The sequence below is a fragment of the Patulibacter minatonensis DSM 18081 genome, from assembly GCF_000519325.1.
Lineage (GTDB): Bacteria > Actinomycetota > Thermoleophilia > Solirubrobacterales > Solirubrobacteraceae > Patulibacter > Patulibacter minatonensis.
The window spans coordinates 2850048-2868319 of record NZ_KI912613.1; the positions used below are offsets into that span (position 1 = coordinate 2850048).

At 75.1% G+C, this 18272-nt stretch carries 18 protein-coding genes and 1 pseudogene; 11 read left to right on the forward strand and 8 right to left on the reverse strand.

From position 1 onward, the window contains the following. Together PATMI_RS37490 and PATMI_RS0113120 are read right to left on the reverse strand one after the other, a co-directional pair. Positions 1–625: pseudogene (locus tag PATMI_RS37490) on the reverse strand (hypothetical protein); the annotation flags it as partial. Between the two features lie 81 nt (positions 626–706). Then, positions 707–1126 carry a tetratricopeptide repeat protein gene (locus PATMI_RS0113120; protein ID WP_157260755.1) on the reverse strand — a complete coding sequence of 140 codons (420 nt, stop codon included), beginning with the start codon at positions 1124–1126 and terminating at the stop codon, positions 707–709. Positions 1127–1331: 205 nt separating this feature from the next. On the opposite strand from PATMI_RS0113120, the gene PATMI_RS0113125 reads away from it, so the two are divergent. Both PATMI_RS0113125 and PATMI_RS0113130 read left to right on the forward strand, forming a co-directional pair. After that, on the forward strand, positions 1332–2879 hold the full coding sequence (locus tag PATMI_RS0113125; protein WP_026911222.1) for an O-antigen ligase family protein: 1548 nt from the start codon (positions 1332–1334) through the stop codon (positions 2877–2879). A gap of 143 nt (positions 2880–3022) precedes the next feature. Further along, the gene (locus tag PATMI_RS0113130; protein WP_026911223.1) at positions 3023–3784 is read left to right on the forward strand and encodes a hypothetical protein; all 762 of its coding nucleotides are present in this window, start codon (positions 3023–3025) and stop codon (positions 3782–3784) included. Between the two features lie 46 nt (positions 3785–3830). Here PATMI_RS0113130 and PATMI_RS34580 read toward each other — a convergent pair whose 3' ends face one another. Together PATMI_RS34580 and PATMI_RS34585 are read right to left on the reverse strand one after the other, a co-directional pair. Then, on the reverse strand, positions 3831–5483 hold the full coding sequence (locus PATMI_RS34580; RefSeq protein ID WP_157260756.1) for a hypothetical protein: 1653 nt from the start codon (positions 5481–5483) through the stop codon (positions 3831–3833). A 207-nt stretch (positions 5484–5690) separates the two neighbouring features. Next, positions 5691–7229 carry an exopolysaccharide biosynthesis polyprenyl glycosylphosphotransferase gene (locus tag PATMI_RS34585; protein WP_051471569.1) on the reverse strand — a complete coding sequence of 513 codons (1539 nt, stop codon included), beginning with the start codon at positions 7227–7229 and terminating at the stop codon, positions 5691–5693. Positions 7230–7394: 165 nt separating this feature from the next. Between PATMI_RS34585 and PATMI_RS0113145 the strand changes: the two genes are divergently transcribed. From PATMI_RS0113145 to PATMI_RS36720, 6 genes are all read left to right on the forward strand, one after another. Then, the gene (locus tag PATMI_RS0113145; protein ID WP_026911224.1) at positions 7395–9374 is read left to right on the forward strand and encodes a hypothetical protein; all 1980 of its coding nucleotides are present in this window, start codon (positions 7395–7397) and stop codon (positions 9372–9374) included. Positions 9375–9689: 315 nt separating this feature from the next. Further along, positions 9690–11597, forward strand: a complete 1908-nt coding sequence (locus tag PATMI_RS0113150) for a hypothetical protein (RefSeq protein WP_026911225.1) — start codon at positions 9690–9692, stop codon at positions 11595–11597. A gap of 265 nt (positions 11598–11862) precedes the next feature. Then, positions 11863–12264 carry a cupin domain-containing protein gene (locus tag PATMI_RS0113155; RefSeq protein ID WP_051472363.1) on the forward strand — a complete coding sequence of 134 codons (402 nt, stop codon included), beginning with the start codon at positions 11863–11865 and terminating at the stop codon, positions 12262–12264. A gap of 50 nt (positions 12265–12314) precedes the next feature. Continuing rightward, positions 12315–12998 carry a collagen-like protein gene (locus tag PATMI_RS36715; RefSeq protein WP_026911227.1) on the forward strand — a complete coding sequence of 228 codons (684 nt, stop codon included), beginning with the start codon at positions 12315–12317 and terminating at the stop codon, positions 12996–12998. Positions 12999–13092: 94 nt separating this feature from the next. After that, positions 13093–13335, forward strand: coding sequence for a hypothetical protein (locus PATMI_RS0113165; protein WP_026911228.1), 243 nt, complete (start codon positions 13093–13095; stop codon positions 13333–13335). 31 nt (positions 13336–13366) lie between these two features. Further along, the gene (locus tag PATMI_RS36720; protein WP_157260757.1) at positions 13367–13537 is read left to right on the forward strand and encodes a hypothetical protein; all 171 of its coding nucleotides are present in this window, start codon (positions 13367–13369) and stop codon (positions 13535–13537) included. A 154-nt stretch (positions 13538–13691) separates the two neighbouring features. Here the strand turns inward: PATMI_RS36720 and PATMI_RS34590 are convergent, their stop codons facing one another. Both PATMI_RS34590 and PATMI_RS29860 read right to left on the reverse strand, forming a co-directional pair. Further along, complete coding sequence (locus PATMI_RS34590) at positions 13692–14291, reverse strand: response regulator (RefSeq protein ID WP_051471571.1); 600 nt, start codon at positions 14289–14291, stop codon at positions 13692–13694. Between the two features lie 284 nt (positions 14292–14575). Further along, a complete protein-coding gene (locus PATMI_RS29860; protein WP_051471573.1) occupies positions 14576–15334 on the reverse strand; it encodes a tyrosine-protein phosphatase in 759 nt (252 codons plus the stop codon). Between the two features lie 146 nt (positions 15335–15480). Between PATMI_RS29860 and PATMI_RS29865 the strand changes: the two genes are divergently transcribed. The 3 genes from PATMI_RS29865 (at position 15481) to PATMI_RS0113195 (ending at position 17332) form a co-directional block, all read left to right on the forward strand. Next, the gene (locus PATMI_RS29865) at positions 15481–16044 is read left to right on the forward strand and encodes an LbetaH domain-containing protein (protein WP_051471575.1); all 564 of its coding nucleotides are present in this window, start codon (positions 15481–15483) and stop codon (positions 16042–16044) included. A 92-nt stretch (positions 16045–16136) separates the two neighbouring features. Continuing rightward, positions 16137–16568, forward strand: coding sequence for a GatB/YqeY domain-containing protein (locus tag PATMI_RS0113190; protein WP_026911229.1), 432 nt, complete (start codon positions 16137–16139; stop codon positions 16566–16568). Positions 16569–16771: 203 nt separating this feature from the next. Beyond that, positions 16772–17332, forward strand: coding sequence for a nucleotidyl cyclase domain-containing protein (locus PATMI_RS0113195; RefSeq protein ID WP_026911230.1), 561 nt, complete (start codon positions 16772–16774; stop codon positions 17330–17332). Between the two features lie 7 nt (positions 17333–17339). Here PATMI_RS0113195 and PATMI_RS0113200 read toward each other — a convergent pair whose 3' ends face one another. Both PATMI_RS0113200 and PATMI_RS29870 read right to left on the reverse strand, forming a co-directional pair. Beyond that, positions 17340–17690: a hypothetical protein gene (locus PATMI_RS0113200; protein ID WP_157260758.1), complete on the reverse strand. Its 351-nt coding sequence runs from the start codon at positions 17688–17690 to the stop codon at positions 17340–17342. 141 nt (positions 17691–17831) lie between these two features. Further along, on the reverse strand, positions 17832–18230 hold the full coding sequence (locus tag PATMI_RS29870; RefSeq protein WP_036725807.1) for an NUDIX hydrolase: 399 nt from the start codon (positions 18228–18230) through the stop codon (positions 17832–17834). Positions 18231–18272 lie beyond the last annotated feature (42 nt).

The following is an 18272-nucleotide window of genomic DNA, read 5'->3' on the forward strand; positions in this document are numbered from 1 at the left end:
ATGCGGCGGTGGTGCCCGCGGGCGTGTCGTCCCACGCACCGTCGTGGCCGGGGGCCTCGGCGGGCACCGGGCCGGCAGACCCGGTCGTGGCCTCGTCCTCCGGGCGGGCGTCGCGTGCCGCCGCGCCGGCACCGGCGTCCGGGGCCGGTGCGTCCCCGGCGGGCATCCAGCGCTCCGGCTCGCCGACGTCGGCGTCGACGGGCATGGCGTCCTGCGGCTCGGTCGGCACCCAGCGGGCCGGGGCGCCACCGTCGGCGTCGACCGGCGTGCCGGCGGCGGACCCCGTCGGGAGCCAGCGGTCGGGCGCGCCCTCGCCGGGCGACGCGGCGAGCTGGTGGCCGTCCGGGACCCACCGGTCCGGTGCCGCTCCTCCGACGTCGCTCCTCCCCGCACCGCCGGGGACCGCCCACGAGGCGGGGGAGGACGACGGGGTGTCGGTCGTCGGGAGCCAGTCCGCCGGCGCGTCGCCGGACGACGCGTCGGGCGCCGGAGCGGGAGGCTGCTCGCCGTCTCCCGGGGCGAGCGCCGGGGTCCCGGTCGCGTCCCCCGCCCGGCGGCGGAAGCCCCGGAGGCGCCCTCGTCGGGCCCGGGGGGCGCCGTCCTGCGAGTCGGTGCGTCGAGCCACGGCGACCATTGAACCACGGGCCGCCGACGCGGTCCTCACGTCGCCGGGCACGCTCGCCGGGCCGCATCCCGGCCCGTCGGCTCAGACGCCGGTGCCGTCGGCGTACTTCGGGTCCAGGCGGCGGAGCTCGCGCTTCGTCCTCGCGGCGGCGCCGGTGCGCTTGCGCAGGAGCTGCACCTGGTAGAGCCGCCGGAGCGTCAGGACGTCCGACGGATCGCGGCGGAGGACGGCCCGGGCGAGCCGCTCGGCCCCCCGCAGGTCGCCGAGCCGCACGAGCGCCGTGACCCGCAGCGCCTCCACCCGCGAGCGGGTGGTCCCGCTCTCGGCGTCCTCGGACGCGACGAGCGCCCTGCCCGGGGCCGTCCGCAGGAGATCCTGCGCGTGGTCGAGCCGACGCTCGTCGCGGAGCGACGGGACGAGCGCGGCGGCGACGAGGAGCAGGACGAGCACCACGCCGGCCGGCGCGGCCAGCTCGCGCGTCCGTGGGCTCCAGGTCGGCATCGCGACACCGTAGACGACCGGACCGTCGTCCGCCACGGTCGTCCTCCGCTGTGAAGACTGGCAGGATGGCGACGTGCGGACTCCGTCCACAGCAGTTCCAGCACCGTCGCCCACACCAGGCACACCGTCCTCGCCCCCGGCCCGCCCACCCGCGGGTCGCTCCCCGTGGGACGTCGCGTTCGACGCCGCCGGCTGGGCCGGGGCGGTGGCCCTGGTGCTCGCCACGGCCCTCGCAGGCGGCGGGTACTTCCCGGCGCAGTACCTCGCGATGGGCATCGGGGCGCTCGTGGGTGCCGCGCTGCTGGTGGCCGGTCGCCGGGCCGTCCCGCGCCTGACCCGGCGCGCGGGCGTCGCGCTCGTCGCGATGCTCGTGCTCGGCGGGTGGGTCGGCCTGTCGTCGTCGTGGTCGCCGGACTCCGCGCTCGCGGTGCAGGGGTTCCAGCGGCAGATCGCCTACGCCGGCGTCCTCGTGTTCGGGATCGTCGCGCTCGGTCGGGGGCACGGGGCCCGCGGGATGATCGTCGCCGTGTGGGTCGCGCTCACGGTCGTCGCGGTGCTCGGCGTGATGTCGCGCCTGCTCCCGGACCTGGACCTCGCACCGCTGATGGACGACGTCGGGGGCTACCGCCTCGGATGGCCCGTGTCGTACTGGAACGCCCAGGGGGCGCTCTCGGTGATGGCGGCGATCCTCGCGGTGGCGCTGGCGGCCGACCGGCGGACGCACGTGGTCGTCCGGGGGCTCGCGGCGGCGACCGTCCCGCTCGTCAGCACCGGGATCCTCCTGACGGTCTCCCGCGGGAGCGTGCTCGCGCTCGTGATCGGGGCCGTGGTGCTCGTCGCGCTGGCGCGACGCCCCCTGCACGCCGCGGCCGTCGCCGTGGCCTGCGCCCTGCCGTCCGGCGCCGCGATCGCGCTGGCGAGCTCGCGCCCCTCGGTGGTCGACGACCCGATGGCCCGGCCGGCCCTCGCGGACGTCGGTCCCACGCTCTTCGCGGAGCTCGTCGGGCTCGGCGTCGTGGCCGCGGCTGCCGCGATCGGGGCGCTGGCGTTCCTGCTGCGGATCGAGGAGGTCCGGCGCCGCGAACGCGAGCGCGGCCGTCGTCGCGGATCCCGCTGGACCCCGGTGGTCGTCCTCGGTGCCGTGGTCCTCGTCCTCGCCGGGCTCCTCGTCGGTGCGAGCCGGCTCGACGGGCCGGCGGCGAACCGCGCGTCGGGCGCCCGCAGCTTCGTCGAGACGCAGCGCAAGGCGTTCCTCGAGGCGACGCCGAGCGACGAGTCGGGGCTCTCGCGGCTCGGCTCGGCGAGCGGCAGCCGGTCGGACCTCTACCGCGTCGCGCTCCGCGAGTTCGGGAGCTCCCCGGTGTGGGGCGACGGGGTCGGGGCCTTCCCACGCCGCTGGCTGCGGGAGCGACGCACGCCGCAGCCGGTGGCGAACGCGCACTCGCTGTTCCTGGAGTCGCTCGCCGACACCGGGGTGGTGGGGCTCGCGATCCTGCTCGCGTTCGTCGGTGCGATCGGCTGGGGCGCGGTGGTTGCGCGACGACGGCCGAGCGCGCTCCCGCGGGCGCAGTCGGCCGGCGTGGCGGGCGCCCTGGCCGCCTTCCTCGCATCCTGCGCGATCGACTGGACGTGGCAGATGGGGGCCGTCACGGCCGCCGCGCTCCTCCTGTCGGCGACGCTCCTCGTCGACCGGCGCGGCCCCCGCGGGCCCGGGCAGAGCGATGCAGGTCGTCGAAGTGTTGGCGAACCTTGACAACCCGTGTACCTTGTACCGACATGGAGGACGGTATGCGCTCGCATCAGGAAGTACGTTCACACTCATCTTCGTCGAGCCTTCGCGGGCTCCGGTCCCGCCTTGCCGCCGTCGCCGTCACCGCGGCCGTCGGCGGCCTCGGGGTGACGGGGTCCGCCTCAGCGCAGACCGCGGCCGGGAGCCAGTACTCCGGCGGCGCCGCCACGTCGGCCGCGAACGCCGCGGCGCTGAAGCAGGTCCAGTTCGTGTCGTTCGGCACGGGGGACCGCGCCGTGCGCGCCGACGTCCGCCGGGCGCTCGACGAGGCCGGGATCCCGTTCGACGCGTTCGAGACGACCGACGCCCGCATCAAGGCGCTCATCGCGAGCACCTACGCGAAGACGCAGCTCTCGACCGCCGGCCCGAAGGCGGTCGGCACCGCCGCGGCGACCCGCCTGGCGAAGACGGGCGACCCGACGGCCACGATCTTCAAGACGCTGTTCCCGGGCGTGACGCCGAAGCCGGTGACGGCGGTCGTCCTGTCGCGCGGGGACAACGTCTCTCCCGAGCAGGTCGAGTTCCTCAAGGGCCTGGCCGGCGGCTTCGGGGCGGTGCCGATCCCGACGGTGTACGCCGAGCGGTCGGACGACAAGCGTCCGCACCTCGACGAGTACCGCGGCATCAAGGGCGTCGGCATCGTCGACAACGTCGACACCGCCGCGGGCCGGCAGCGCCTGGCGGCGCTGATCACCGGCGGCACGGCCAACGAGGGCGACACGACGATCTCGGCCGACACGAAGGCGGCGGTCGTCCAGAACGCCGCGTCCGGTGACTCCGACGTCGCCACGCCGATCGCCCTGATCGTGCTGCTCCTCGGCGCCGGCGGCGTGGTCGTCGCGGGCGTCTTCCGGCGCAAGCGGGTCTGAGGACCCGCGGGCGGGTGGGCGGCACGCCCACCGGCCCGCGGCGCGCTCAGCCGCAGACGCGGACCGAGTTCGCCTTGACGAGGCCGGCCTGGACCTGGGCGACCGCGAGCTTGTAGGCGACGCCCGACAGGCGCAGGTTCCCCTGCGGGTCGGCGAGCGAGAAGATCGTCGCCACGTAGCGCGCGAGGTCCATCGGATCCCCGCCGGCGGCAGGGACGTTCCAGATCTCCTTGTCGCTCGAGAACATAAGCGGCGAGATCGAGGTGATGCCGCAGTTCGAGGCCGCGAGGACCGGGATCACCTGGGCGTAGAACGCGGCGCGCTGGAGCTCGGTGAGCACGACGCTCCCCTCGGGCATGACGGACGGGTCCATCCACCCGTAGTTCGCCGCGACGCCGACCTCGTTGACGATCATCGGGACCGACCCCCGGCCGAGCTGCCGCAGCGTGGTGCGGAACGCGCGCACGAGGTCGTACACGTGCTTCGTCGGGTCGTCGGCGTTGATCCCGGAGATGTAGGGGTGCCAGCCGAACGCGTCGACGGGGCTGCCTGCCAGGCGCGCGACGCCGCGCCGGAGGAAGGTGTCCCAGTCGTACTGGCCGGGTCCCTCGAGCGACAGGGGGATCGGGGCCAGCGCCGCGAACTCGACGGTCACGGACGCGCCGGCGGGCCGGGACCGCACCGCGGTGCGGACGGCGCGGTAGAGGTCCGCGTACTCCTCCGGGGCGCCGAGGCCGCCGGGCGCCTCGGGCCACGCGGTCGTCAGGTTCGGCTCGTTCCAGATCTCCATCGTGGAGACGGGGAGGTTCGGGAGTCCCGGGTTCGCGCGCCAGAACGTGCCGCCCGATCCGTAGCGGTCGATGAAGGCCGTCGCGAAGCGGACGTACGGGGCGGACGTCTTCGGCGGGCCGCCGCAGACGACGGTCTCGTCGCGGCTCAGGCTCGGCGGCGGGTAGCAGAGGAACGGCTCCCAGCGCATGCCGTGACGGGCGGCCCCGCGGGCGATCGAGTCCATCCACGACCAGTCCCAGGACGCTCCCGCCTCGCCACGGGACGCAGCTCCCGACTCGTCGGCCAGGCGCCAGGCGGCCGCGACGCGCAGCGTCTGCGTCCCGACTCCGGCGATCGCGGAGAGCCCCGGATCGTCTGCGGCGTCGAAGCGGAAGTCCTCGAGCTCGGCCGCGGGGTTCATCCCCCACGAGATCGACGGCGCGCGGTCCGACGCCGCGGGCAGGTCCGCCGCGGGGCCCGCGTCCACGACGGGGCTCGTCACCGCCGGGGCGGTGGGAGCGGGGGTCGAGGCGGTCGGCAGCTGCGTCGCCGGCGGTGCGACGACGGCCACCGGCGACGCGGCGACGGCCCGCCGCGCGGCCTCGAGCGCCTTGCGTCGCTTCGCGGCCGCGGCCTTCCGCCGGGCGGCGGCGCGCCTCTTCGCCGCCGCCTTCTTCCTGGCGGCGGCCTTCCGCTTCGCCGCGGCGCGCTGCTTCGCCGCTGCGCGGGCACGGAGCGTCGCCTGTCGCCCCCGCGCGGCGGTGCTCGCGACGCGCAGGTCCCTGGTCGCGGCGGGTGCGCCCTCCGCCGGTGCGCGGAAGGCCGCCGAGGCGGACGTGACCCCGCCGGTGGCGGCGACGACGAGGAGCAGCACGAGCAAGGCGTGCGCGAGCAGGAGGCGTGGTGAACGCGGGGGAGCGGAACCCATGGCTCGGGCATCGGCCGTCCACGTGATTCACGATTGATACCTCAACGATAGGCGGACTGGAGCGTCCAGACGTTCGTCCGCATACGGCGTCGTGAGACCATCATTCGGCCAGAAGCCGAGGAACCGAGACGGCGATCTGCCACGCCCACGGCGGGATCGCGCAACAACTGAGACACACGCGCTTCACACGTGCGGCGTTCCGGACGGTCAGCGCGAGCGCCCGCCGAGCACCACCGGCAGGGTCCGCAGGATGATCTTCACGTCCGTCCACGGCGACCACTCGAGGACGTACAGGTAGTCGATCTTCACCATCGCGTCGAACGGCACCCGGTGGGCCTGCAGCACCTGCCACGGGCCGGTCAGTCCCGGTGCGAGGTCCAGGCGGCGGCGCCGGAAGCCGGTGACGTGCCCGTCCTCCTCCGGCAGGAGCGGCCGCGGTCCGACGATGCTCATGCTCCCGCGGAGCACGTTGAAGAGCTGGGGGAGCTCGTCCAGCGACGTGGAGCGCAGGAAGCGTCCCACCGTGGTGACGCGCGGATCGTCGTCGAGCTTGAAGAGCCGGGTGTCCGCGTGGGTGTTCAGGTGCTGCAACGCGGCCCTGGCCTCGTGCGCGCCGTCGTGCATCGTGCGGAACTTCAGCATCGCGAAGTGCACGCCGAGCCGGCCCACGCGCTCCTGCCGGTACAGCGCGGGCCCCTTCGACGTCAGCACCACGGCCAGCGCGAAGACCGTCATCACCGGGAGGGTGATGAGGATCAGCGGGATCGCGATGGCGAGGTCGAAGGTGCGCTTCAGCGCCATCGTGGAGCGGGAGCGATCGATCTGCGGGATGCCCATGACGCCGACGCCGTCGACGTGCTCGACGACGACGCGCGCGCCGGTCTCCTCCGCCACGCGCGGGACGATCGAGACGCCGATGCCCTCCTTCCGGAGGTGGCGCATGAGGTTCAGGGCGAGGTCGCTGTGGACGGCGTCCGAGATCAGGACGACGCGCTCGATCGACGCCGAGAGGCAGTGCGCCACGACGTCCTCGGCGAGGCCGGAGTCGAGGGCCCCGGGGAGCTCGACGACCACGACGTCCCGGGGGCGCTTGTCGAACGACTCGAGGAGGACCTCGGCGAGGGGGTCGTCGCCCAGGATCGCGACGCGCTCGGGGGGTGAGGTGGCGCGGCTCATCGCACGGGCCGACACGCGCCCGAGCGTGGCCGCGAAGAGGCCCGAGGCCCAGAGCAGGAGGACGTCCCACTGCGAGACGTGGACGCCACCCGCTCCGCACGCCACGACGAACATCGGGACGAGGCTCGCGGCTCCGATCGCGACGAGCAGCCGCGGCACCTCGTCGAGCGTCGAGGGCAGGAGCCGCTTGGCGTCGCCGTCGTAGAGCCGCAGGAGCTTGGCCGCGAGCACGAACGTCGCGCACCCCACGACGGCGATGATCATCGCGGCGCCCATGAAGTCGTGGCCACGGGAGAGCAGCAGCAGCTCGGTCGCCGCGGCGAACGCCATGACGTCCGCCCCGCCGAGGAGCCGGCGCCGGGTGCTGAGCCGTTGCCGCGTCCGCTCGCTGATCCCGATCTGGGCGTGGCCGGGCCCGCCGACGGCGCGGGGCCGGACGAGGGTCCGTCGGCGCGGTGCGTCGCCGCCCTGCTGCCGGGTCGACGTCGCCGGCCCGACGGGCGGGCCGGTGTCGGGGAGCGGGAGTCCGAGGCTCGGTCCCCGGCCTGGTTGTTCGTCGGAGGAAGCCACCGTACGCGAGCGTACAGCGGCCGCTGGCCGCTGTCAGCACCTGGGTCCAGGACGAACACGATCGTGCGCGAATCACCCCGATGAATCACCCCGTCACGTCTGTGCGGGGGTGCCGGCCGGGCGTAGGTTCGGGACGCCACGTCCCCCGGCCCAGAAGGTCCCACCATGAAGCAGTCCCTCGGCCCGCGTCCACGCGCGCGCCTGTTCGTCCCCGCGGCGGCGCTCGCCGCGATCTTCGCCGTCCCCGCCGTCGCGTCGGCCGACGTCGACACGACGCGCATCACCTCGCCCGCGCCGGGCGCGGTCCTCGAAGGGGCCTCCGTCGTCACGCCGGGCGGCAGCTCGGGGTCGCTGACGACCACCGTGAGCGGCACAGCTCCAGGCGCCGCGGACGGCGACACGGTCGACATCTTCTGCGACGCCACGTTCTACGGCCTGTCGCAGGTCGTCGAGCTCACCGGCCGGGCGGTGACGATCACCGACGGGCGCTTCTCGTCGTCGGACGTCGTCGTCCCGCAGCTGCCCTGCGTGCTGCGGGCGATCCCGACCGACGAGGGGGTGGCGAACGATGCGTCACTGACCCCGGCGCAGCAGGCGGCCTACACCGGGCCGGCGGTCCTGGGCGGGCAGTACCAGGCCTTCGGACTCGTCCCCGGGAGCGACGTCCCGAACCTCTTCACGGGTACCCGGGGCCAGGCGCGAGGCGCGGCGCAGTACATCAGCGCCGGCACGTCCTCGCCGATCGACGGGCAGTTCGGTGGCATCGGCGGGCTCCGGGGGTCGTGGACCGCCGAGAACCAGAACCTCCGCGCAGTGTTCTTCGGTTCGGGACTGCTCGGGGGGTTCGCCGCGCAGGCGCCCGGCGGGCCGGCCGCCCGGGCCCGCGCGAGCGCCCGCGACGCGCCGCCCGTCATCGACCTCCCGGACGCGGGCGTCGTCGTCGACGGCCGCCCCGCCGTGCCGTTCATCTTCTCCGACACCGGCGAGTACAGCGCGGTGGTCTCGCACGAGGTCGACCCGGCCACCGGCGACCTGACGATCGTCGAGACCGCCCCGATCGTCCTGACCAGCGGCAGCTTCAACGGTGCTCCGGCGACGGCCGGGCTCCGGCTGCGCCGGAGCCTGACCCAGGACCACGACGGCCGGCAGATCACCTACCGCGACACGTTGGAGTCCACCGACGGCGCGGCCCACCGCATCGAGGTGCGGTACAGCGAGGGCGTGGCGCCCTCGACGGTCTCGAGTCCGCTGCCGCTCGTGCAGACGGCCCCGGCGACGTTCCGCGTGCCGTGGTCGTCCGGCGACGCCTACGTGGGGACGGTGAACGGCGACGTCATCCCCGCGGCGCCGGCCGGACCGGCCACGATCTACACGCACGCCCCGCAGTTCGGGGTGCCGGTGCGACCCCGCACGTCGTCGCGTGCCGCGTCGAAGGCCGGCGGACGTTCGACCTCGGGGGCCGGCGGCCGCGCCTCCACGCGCGCGGCGACCCCGGGAGGCCCCGAGGGCGCGTTCACGTTCGACGCCGCGCCCAGCGACGGCCGGTTCCTGTCGCCCTCGAGCTTCGTGATCCGGTTCGTCCGCGACGTCCCCGCCGACGGCTCGACCGCGATCCGCCACGTGTACTCGCAGGACCCGACGCAGGAGGGGCTCGAGCAGCTCATCGACGACGCGCTCGGCCGGGTCCGCACGGCGCCTGATACCACGGCGCCGGCCGCGCCGCTGCCGGGCACCGCGCCCTTGCCGACGCAGCCCGCGCCGGTCGTCCCGGCGTCGACCATCGACCCGATCGAGCGTCTCTCGCTCGCCGCACGCGGGCTGCTGCTGAAGCCGCGGCAGGCCCGGCGCGTCCGCGACGGCCGGAAGAGCAGCGTCGTTCTGTCGCGCGCACCCGCCGGGCGGTACACCGTGGCGATCCGCCGGTACGTCAAGAACGGGCGGACCCTGGCGAGCGGCGCGGTGACCCGGACGTCGACCGGCACGGTCAAGGTCCCGGTCGACCGATCGCGCTACGGGTCGCGGTACTTCGCGTGGAAGGTCCGGGCGGGGGAGACCCGGGTCAAGGTCCGCGTCGAGGTGGCCTACACGGCGCCGGGCCAGAAGACCGTGCGGCGGAAGAAGATCCGTGTGGTGCAGTTCCGGTAGGCGGGGCCCCGGCGGGTGGACTCCGGTCGAGGGCGGGCGCCGGCGGGGCGTGCGGCCGCGCGGGCCCCGGCGGGAGGGGCGCCGGCCGAGTCCCCGCCGGGGTCTGCGGGTGCGCGCAGCCCGACGGCACGTTCGCGTCCGTCTGCGACGGGAACGTGATCCCGGGCCGGCCCGAGTGCGGGCCAGCCCGAATCACCCCGGTCAATCACCCCGGCGCGGGTGTTCACCGACCCGGGGCGGGCGTAGGTTCGAACGATGTCGGCCCTCCCGGGTCGGCATGAAGCCACCCCCTCCACGTCCCCCGGAGAACGCCCCATGAGTCACGTCCCGAAGCGCCGCACGAGCGGCCGCATCCTCGCCTCGACCGCGGTGCTCGCCGCGGTCTTCGCGGTACCAGCCGTCGCGTCCGCCGACGTCGAGCGGACCACCGTCCTCACGCCGGCGGACGGCACGGTGTTCGAAGGTGCCGATGCAAGCAGCGTCCTCGGCGGCTCGGGCGTCGGCACGGGGTCGACCCGCGTGACCGGCATCGCGCCCGGTGCCGCCGACGGGGACGAGGTCGATCTCGTCTGCGCGATCACGGTCTACGGGGAGTCACAACTCACCCCGCTCAAGGGGAAGCCGGTCACGATCGAGGACGGGGCGTTCTCCGCGACCACCGACGGGCTTCCGCCCTACACCTGCAGGGTTCTCGCGATCCCGGCCGGCCTGCCGTACCGCGACGGGCTGACCCCCGCCCAGCAGGCGGCGTTCACCGGGCCGCGCGTGCTCGGCGGGGTCCACGTCGACTCGGACGATCTGCCCGGCAGTCCTCCGGGCGTCTCGGTCACCTACCGGGGACAGGGGCGCGGTCTCGCGTTCTACGCGGGGCTCGCCTTCCCGTTCGTCTCCGGCGCCGGCGGGATGATCCAATCGTACGTCGTCGACGACACCGACTACCGCGCCGTCTTCTTCGGAACCGGCACCATCGGGACCTTCGGCGGGCTCGCCGGGCGCGGCGTGGCGCGTGCGGCCTCGGCCATCGACATCGAGGACGCGCCGCTCGTCGTCGACGGCCGCCCGGCGGCCCCGGCCCCCGTCGACGGGGACGAATCGGCCTCGGTCGTCTCCCACAGCGTCGACACGACGACCGGCGACATGACGACCGTGGAGTCCGCACCGGTGCTGTTCGCCGAGGCCACGCGGCTGCGCGCCCGCGACGCCGCGACGACCGGCGTCACCATCCGCCGGACGACCGTCCAGGACCACGACGGCCGGCAGACGACCTTCCGGGACACCTTCGAGTCCACCGACGGGGCGGCACACAGCATCGAGGTCCGGTACGGCGAGGGGACGATCCCGGCGAGCAGCGTCCCGGGCTCCGGCGGCGTCGAGCAGACGGTGCCGGCGACCTTCCGCATCCCGTGGACCTCCGGCGAGTCGTTCGTCGAGCCGGCGGCCGGCGATCCGATCGCGGCCGCCCCCGCCGGCCCGGCGACGATCTATCTCCACGCCCCGCAGTACGCCCCCATCAGCAGCGACCGTGCAACGTCCCGGGCGGCGGGCGAGCGCGTCTCCGCGAGGGCCGACGCGGATGGCGCCGGGCCCGAGGGGGCCTACACGTTCGACGCGGCGCCGACCGACGGGCGGTTCCTCGGCGACGGGCAGTTCGTGGTCCGGTTCGTGCGCGACATCCCTGCGGGCGGCTCGACGGCGATCCGGCACGTGTACTCGCAGGACGCGACGCGCGCCGGGGTCGACGAGCTCGTCGCCGACGCGCTCGGCCGCACCCCGGTCCCGCCGCCGGCCGATCCGCTGCCGGCGACGACCCCGCTCCCGACGCAGCCGGCGCCGGTGAGCCCGTCGAGCTCGCCGTTCTTCGACCCGACGCTGCGGCTGGCGAACGCCGCGCGCGGCCTGCTGCTGAAGCCGCGTCTCGGCCGCCACCTGCGCGACGGCCGGAAGACCCGCGTCGTCGTGTCCGGCCTGCCGGCGGGGCGGTACACGGTCGCGATCCGCCGGTACGAGAAGAACGGACGGACGCTGGCCAGCGGCGCGATCACCCACCCGAAGGGCGGAACGGTCAAGGTCCCGGTCGACCTCTCGCGCTACGGCAAGGAGTACTTCGCGCTGAAGAGGATCCGGACGCGCAGCGACGTGAAGGTCCGCGTCGAGGTGAAGTTCACGGCGCCGGGGCAGAAGACGATCAAGCGCAAGAACATCCGTCTGCTGCGGTTCCGGTAGGCGGGCGCACCCGCTCGTCCCGCACGACGGGGTGAGCGGGTGCGACACCGCTCCGTCGATCACCCACGGTCGGCCGATACCGGAGTCGCGCCCCATCGCGGACCGGCACCGGGCGGACCCACCGGATCGCCCCACCCCGCCGGCAGGGACGGTCGGGGCGGCAGCGAATGGGGCATCGATCGAAGGCGGACCGGACATCCGTTCGGGAATCTTCGGGAACCGACGATTCCTGGCTCCCCCCGGCCGGTGAAGGGACATGAGCACGATGGCCACGACCGACGACACCAACCTCGGCCTCGCGCCGGACCTCCCGAAGCGGATCGAGAAGCCCTGGGGGCACGAGATCTGGTTCGCGCACACCGAGCGCTACGCGGGGAAGATCATCCACGTGACGGCGGGCCACCGGCTCTCGCTGCAGTACCACGACAACAAGGACGAGACGTCGCACCTGATCAAGGGGCGGATGAAGCTCTGGCAGGGCACCGACCGCGACGCCCTGACCGAGACGATCATCGAGGCCGGGACCACCTGGCGGAACACGCCGGGGACGATCCACACGGTCGAGGCGATCGAGGACGCCGCGTTCTTCGAGGTCTCCACCCCGGAGCTCGACGACGTCGTCCGGCTGGAGGACCAGTACGGCCGCGAGGGCACCTCGGCGCCGTAGGGGGACGGTTCCGGCGCGGCCCGACCGCGGACGGTGTCACCCTTCGGGGCATGTCCCCCGTCGAAGAGACCACGCCCCGCCGCCGACGGCTCCGCCGGCCGTCACCCGCGACCGCGCTGAGCGTCGCCGCGCTGTTCGTCGCCCTCGGCGGCACGAGCTACGCGGCCGTGAAGCTCCCGTCGAAGTCGGTCGGGAACAAGCAGCTGAAGTCGAACGCCGTCACGTCGGCCAAGGTCCGCAACGGATCGCTGCTCAGCCGCGACTTCAAGCGCGGGCAGCTCCCGTCGGCCGGGAAGGCCGGAGGGACGGGTCCGCGCGGGTACACCGGCCGGACGGGGAAGACGGGGAAGACCGGCGCCACGGGGAAGACGGGGGCGCCGGGGAAGACCGGCGCCACCGGATCCAAGGGTGCAGCGGGCGGACTGTCGGGCGCGATCACGCGGACCCGCGAGGTCTCGGTCGCGCCGGGTGCGTTCGTCACGAGCTGGGCGGCCTGCACGGCGTCGGAGCGCGCGACGGGGGGCGGCGCCGCGTTCACCGCCGCGGCCGCGGTCGGCACGGTCCAGGGCAGCCTCGGCGGGGTCGCGCAGCGCGACGCGGGCGGCGCGGCCGTCGGGGCGGCCGCGACGGGCGACGGCGGAGCGGGTACCGATGCCTGGGTGTCCTCGGGCGTCAACACCTCGGGCGTGGCGCAGGCGTTCGTGACGTCGGTGGTCTGCACGCCGAAGGGGTGACGGGCGACGCACGCCCTGCGCAGGGCGTGCACCGGTCGCGTGCCGGGATCGTGACGACGGGCCGTGGACGCCCGCACGGGCCCATCATCCGTCCATGCCGATATGGCTCCGGGGCGCTCGCGCCGAACACCACGGCATGGACATCGTGCTCATCGTCGTGGCCATCTGGATCGCCCTCGACATCGCCCTCGTCTGGGCGATCGCGGCGATGAGCGCTCGCGGTTCCGGGGCCCCGGCCGTCGAGCGGTCCCGCCGGGGTGCGGGGTCCCGCCGGGCGGCCGCGGCGCTGTCGTTGCCCCGCATCGGCGAAACGTCCGTTCCCGTCACCGATCGCTGACCTCGCCGTCCACCGAACCGATAGGCCCACCATGATGCTCGTCCTGCTCGCCCTGGTCCTCTGGCTGGGTTTCAACTTCGCGGTCGTCTTCACCGACCTCGCGCTCGTCCTCCGCGACGACCGCGAGCGCCGCCGGACGCAGGCGGCATCGACGGGCGTCGCGCGGCTGTCGCTCGGGCAGCGCCTGCACCTGCACCACTAGCCCGGTGGGCGTGGTCGGTCCGCGTCGACATGGTTCGCGAACCATGTCGATGCGTGGAACCGGCACGACCCGTGCAGCACCACCTCGACGTCGTCCGCGGCGTGCCGGCTCCGGTCCGCCGGACCTGCCGCGGACCCGTCGTCCGCGCGCGGCGCTACCCGGTCGCCAGGGCCTCGACGACGTCGCAGATCTCCGCCCGGCCCATCGAGCGGTCGATCGACGTGTTCGCGCCCGCGGCCCGCGCGCGCATGGTGACGAGCTCGTCGTCATGCCCGGCCAGGACCGCGATCCGGACGCCGAGCAGCCGCGGTGCGCGGGCGATCTCGCGGACCAGGGCGACGCCGTCGGTGCCGGGCAGGTGGAGGTCGCACACCACCACCTGCGGGTGCAGTCCGCGGATCAGGTCGAGCGCCGCGCGACCGTCGGCGGCCTCCCCGACGACGCGGATCCCCGGTCGTGCGTCCAGCGCGCCGACGAGCCCGCGACGGAAGCGGTCGTTGCCGTCCGCGACCACGACGGTGATCGTGGCGGGGTCCGCGGGGTCGGGTGCGGTGGCCGGCGGGGTCGGGGAGGGCGCGTCGGTCGTCGGCGCAGGCCGCGGTGCGATGTCGGCCGACGGGGACGCCGCGTACGGGGACGCCGCCGCGATCTCGTCGATGTAGATGCCGAGGCGCTCCTCCATCGTGACGAGCGTCGCCCGCAGCCGCTCGAGGGCCTCCTCGGTCCGGCGGCCCGACCCGGGGTCGGTCGGCACCGGCCCGTGCGGGCGCTGTCGTGGACGGGCTCGCGGCCGGGTGCCGCAACGTGTGGGGTCGGGGGGTTCGCTGGTCATCGACGCCGTCTCGCTGTCCCGTGGCGCGGACCACCGCGCTGCGGGGCCGTCGGCACGGGCACCTCGTCGCCTCGCGTGCTCGCGGGCCCCGAGGTGATGACCCGGGACCATCGCATACAGCGTTAACCATGTCGACCTCGAATCGTGCGTCCGTCCAAGCGGCACGGGGCTCGGGACGGGCTGCACGGCGTCGGGGCGCCGGCCCGTCAGCGCCAGAAGCGCTTCTTCTTCGGCTTCTCCGCGATGAACGGCGGGCGCGGGGGGACGGGGACGCCCTCGAGCAGGGCTCGGGGCACGTGGGTGGCCATCCACGGCGCGAGCGGCGCGTAGCCCGCGGCCTCCATCGGCTCGGCCATGCCCGGGGCGCGGTGGGTGGCGTCGTGGGCGTCGGACGCGACGACGTGCACGAGGCCCGCGTCGAGGTACCGGCGGGCGGCGGCCTCCACCGTGCGCCCGAAGAAGCCGGTCAGGGCGCCGGCTGTGACCTGGGCCAGGCAGCCCGCGGCGACCAGGCGGGACAGGAGCTCCGGGTCGGTGTGGAACGACGCGCAGCGCTCCGGGTGGGCGAGGAGGACGCGGACCCCGCGGCTCTGCACCAGCCCGACGAGCCCCTCGATGCCGGGGGAGTCGACGGAGATCGGGGCCTCGAGCAGCAGCCACGGGCCACCGCCGAGCCGCAGGGCGGCGAGCTGCTCGGCGCTCATGTCGACCGCGCGGGTCAGCGCGACCTCGGCGCCCGGCAGGACCTCGAGGGGGATCCCCTCGGCCTGCAGCGCCCGGTTGACGGTCGCGACCCCCGTGACGATGACCTCCGGCGTGTTCGGGTAGTCCCAGCCGACGTGCGGCGTGGCGACGACCACCGAGGTCCCGCGGGCGACGTGCTCGCGGGCCATCGCGAGGGACCCCTCCAGGTCGTCCGGACCGTCGTCGATGCCGGGGAGGATGTGGCAGTGGAGGTCGATCACGGGGTCCCCGACATGATGGCGGACCGGGCGGACCGCCGCAGCGGGACGGGGCCGGGCACGGGTGCGCCCGCGGGGCGGGTGCGCGGCGTCCGACCGTCGTCGCCGCGTCGTGGCGGCGACCGTCCGTCGCTAGGGTCGGGCGCACGATGCCCGCGACCGGCCGCCACCCGCTCGAGCTCCTCCGGGCCGACTTCGCCGCGTCGCCGTCGTGGTGGAGCCGCGCGACGCTCGTCGTCTTCCGCCTCGGCGAGTGGGCGCACGCCCGGCGCCGGCGCCGGCTGCCCGCGCGGATCCTCCACGCCGTGCTCGACGTGGTCTGGACCCGCGGCGTGATCGGGTCCGAGATCCCGGCCGACGTGCAGGCCGGTCCGGGACTCGGTCTGCACCACGGCGGGCGCGGGATCGTGCTCGCCACCGGGACCCGCTTCGGGGCGAACGTGACCCTCATGCACCAGGTCACGTTCGGGATGGACGGCGTCGACCACGCGGCCCGCGCCGTCGTCGGCGACCGCGTCTTCGTGGCGACCGGCGTCGTCGTCCTCGGCGGCGTCGCGGTCGGGGACGACGCGACCCTCGCGGCCGGCGCCGTCGTCACCCGCGACGTCCGCGCGGGCACCACCGTCGGCGGCGTCCCGGCGGTCGAGATCGCCGACGGCCCCCGCTACGCCCATCGCGGCGGGGACCCGGCGGGCGGGCGCGCGCACGACTGACGGGGCTCCTCCGGGCTCGAACCGCCGCCGGACCGCCCGGGGCGGTCCCGGGGGCACGGGGACCGGGTGCCCCGGCGGACTACCGTAGGGGCATGAGCATCCCCGACCGCGTCCAGGCCGACATCACCGCGGCGATGAAGAGCGGCGACAAGCAGCGCGTCGGCGCGCTGCGCCTCGTGCTCTCGGAGCTGCAGAAGGACGCCAAGGAGGGCAAGGACGACGCGATCGCCGTGCTCCGGCGCGAGCGCAAGCGGCGCGAGGAGTCCGCGTCGACGTACGAGGAGAACGGCCGCCCGGAGCTCGCGGTGCCCGAGCGCTACGAGGCGGAGCTCCTCTCCGCCTACCTGCCGCAGGAGCTCGGCGACGACGAGCTCCGCACGCTCGTCACCGACGCGATCGCGGAGACCGGCGCCACCACCCCGAAGGACATGGGTCGCGTGATGCAGGCCGTGATCGCGAAGGCCGAGGGGCGCGCCGACGGCAAGCGCGTGTCCGGCCTCGTGCGCGAGGCGCTCGCGGGCTGACCGCGGCGGTGCGGGCGCCGGCGGGCCGGACGCCCGTCCCAGAAGGCCCGCGTGCCGACGGGGGACGGCCTGTCGCCCGGACCGGACGGGCGTGCGTCGGCGCACACGACTCGGTCGTTGGTCCGTTTCCGGGCGATCGGGCGCCGGGATCGCCCGCAGGGGGCCGAATGGAGGGGAGCAGACTCCTCGTCTTCCGCTGAACCGTGTCCTTCTCCTCGTCCGTCACCGCCAACCTGCGACGCGTCCCCACGTCCCGGGAACCGACGGCCGGACTCGGCCGCCACGCGATCGTCGCCCACGTCGACCGGTGGTACACCCGGCCGCGCGGGACCGCCGACGCCCGCGCGGTCCTGGTCGTCCTCGACGTCGACCTCGACGACGCGCTGCCGCGCGACGAGGCCGAGGAGCTCGAGCGCCGCAGCCGCCTCGGCCGCACCGTCGAGCGCGCGCTGAGCGCCCGCATCCGTCACGGCGACGCCGTCGCCCGGATCGACGCCGGGCGCTTCGCGATCCTGCGCGCCGGCCGGTTGTCCGACGAGCACACCGCCGCCTTCGAGTCCCGCGAGCTCGCGCACGCCGTCGAGGAGGCCCTCGTGGGTCGCCCCGAGGGCTTCGGCGTCCGCGTCACCGTCGGCGCGACCACGCTGGTCGGCGACGACGCCCGCGCCGGCCAGGAGGCCCTCGGCAGCGTCACCGCCGCGATGCTCGAGGGCAAGCTCCTCACCGACGACCGGGTCGTGGTCGTCGTCGCGCCCCGCGGCTGACCGGGACTCAGCGCAGTCGCGGGGCCAGCCGGATCACGCCGCCGGCGACGACGAGCACCAGTCCGACGACGACGCCGAGCGCCGAGAGCTGCGCGGCGGTGACGAGAGCCTGCGAGCGGTCGTCGCCCATCGAGCCGCCGAGCGCCACGTCCGCCCGGGCGCCGTCGATCCGACCGACGAGCACGCCGAGGACGACCGCGAAGCCGGAGGACACCACGGCGATCGCACCGCCCCACGTCATCAGGCCGGCGGCCGGGGCACGGCGGGCGGGGCGGGCCTCCGGGCGCACCGTGACGTGGAGGTACGGCGAGGCGTGGCGGCGGTCGCCGCGGTCGTCGGTGGAGGGGAAGCTGGACACGGGGATCTCCGGCGTCGGGCGCCGCATCCGGCGGGCCCGTGGTCGATGTCGCCACTCTCCCGCCGCGGCCGACCGGATCCCAGAGCCCCTAGGGGTGGGTCGGGACACCCCTGCCGCAGGCGCCCGCTGCCCGCGCCCCGGTCAGACGATGATGATGCGCTCCGCGGCCTCGCGGATCACGTCGTGGTCGTTCTCGTAGGTCAGGAGGGCGATCGCGTCGTTGGGGGCGAGCCAGCGCAGCTCGTCGACCTCGTCGTTCGCCGTGAACTCGCCGCCGGTGATCGACATGAGCCAGTAGCGGACGAGCTTCGGCCGGCCCTTGTGGTCCTCGTACCGCACCTCGGTGAGCTCGTCGCCCAGGACGACGTCGAACCCGGTCTCCTCCTGGATCTCGCGGATCGCGGCGACGGAGAACGACTCGCCCGCCTCGAGCTTGCCCTTCGGGAGCGACCAGTCCTTCCGGTACGGCCGGTGGACGACGGCGACGCGGCCGTCCCGGACGATGACGCCGCCGGCGGCGTGGACCTCTCGCGGGAACATCGCCCCAGGATATGCCGCGATGCCGGGGGTCCGGTTGGTGAC

What these genes read in the sequence shown, in the direction of transcription:
- PATMI_RS0113120 (WP_157260755.1), bottom strand. Translation starts at nt 1,126, where the DNA reads ATGCCGACCTGGAGCCCACGGACGCGCGAGCTGGCCGCGCCGGCCGGC.
- PATMI_RS34580 (WP_157260756.1), bottom strand. Translation starts at nt 5,483, where the DNA reads ATGGGTTCCGCTCCCCCGCGTTCACCACGCCTCCTGCTCGCGCACGCC.
- PATMI_RS0113145 (WP_026911224.1), top strand. Translation starts at nt 7,395, where the DNA reads ATGAAGCAGTCCCTCGGCCCGCGTCCACGCGCGCGCCTGTTCGTCCCC.
- PATMI_RS0113150 (WP_026911225.1), top strand. Translation starts at nt 9,690, where the DNA reads ATGAGTCACGTCCCGAAGCGCCGCACGAGCGGCCGCATCCTCGCCTCG.
- PATMI_RS0113155 (WP_051472363.1), top strand. Translation starts at nt 11,863, where the DNA reads ATGGCCACGACCGACGACACCAACCTCGGCCTCGCGCCGGACCTCCCG.
- PATMI_RS36715 (WP_026911227.1), top strand. Translation starts at nt 12,315, where the DNA reads ATGTCCCCCGTCGAAGAGACCACGCCCCGCCGCCGACGGCTCCGCCGG.
- PATMI_RS0113165 (WP_026911228.1), top strand. Translation starts at nt 13,093, where the DNA reads ATGCCGATATGGCTCCGGGGCGCTCGCGCCGAACACCACGGCATGGAC.
- PATMI_RS36720 (WP_157260757.1), top strand. Translation starts at nt 13,367, where the DNA reads ATGATGCTCGTCCTGCTCGCCCTGGTCCTCTGGCTGGGTTTCAACTTC.
- PATMI_RS29865 (WP_051471575.1), top strand. Translation starts at nt 15,481, where the DNA reads ATGCCCGCGACCGGCCGCCACCCGCTCGAGCTCCTCCGGGCCGACTTC.
- PATMI_RS0113190 (WP_026911229.1), top strand. Translation starts at nt 16,137, where the DNA reads ATGAGCATCCCCGACCGCGTCCAGGCCGACATCACCGCGGCGATGAAG.
- PATMI_RS29870 (WP_036725807.1), bottom strand. Translation starts at nt 18,230, where the DNA reads ATGTTCCCGCGAGAGGTCCACGCCGCCGGCGGCGTCATCGTCCGGGAC.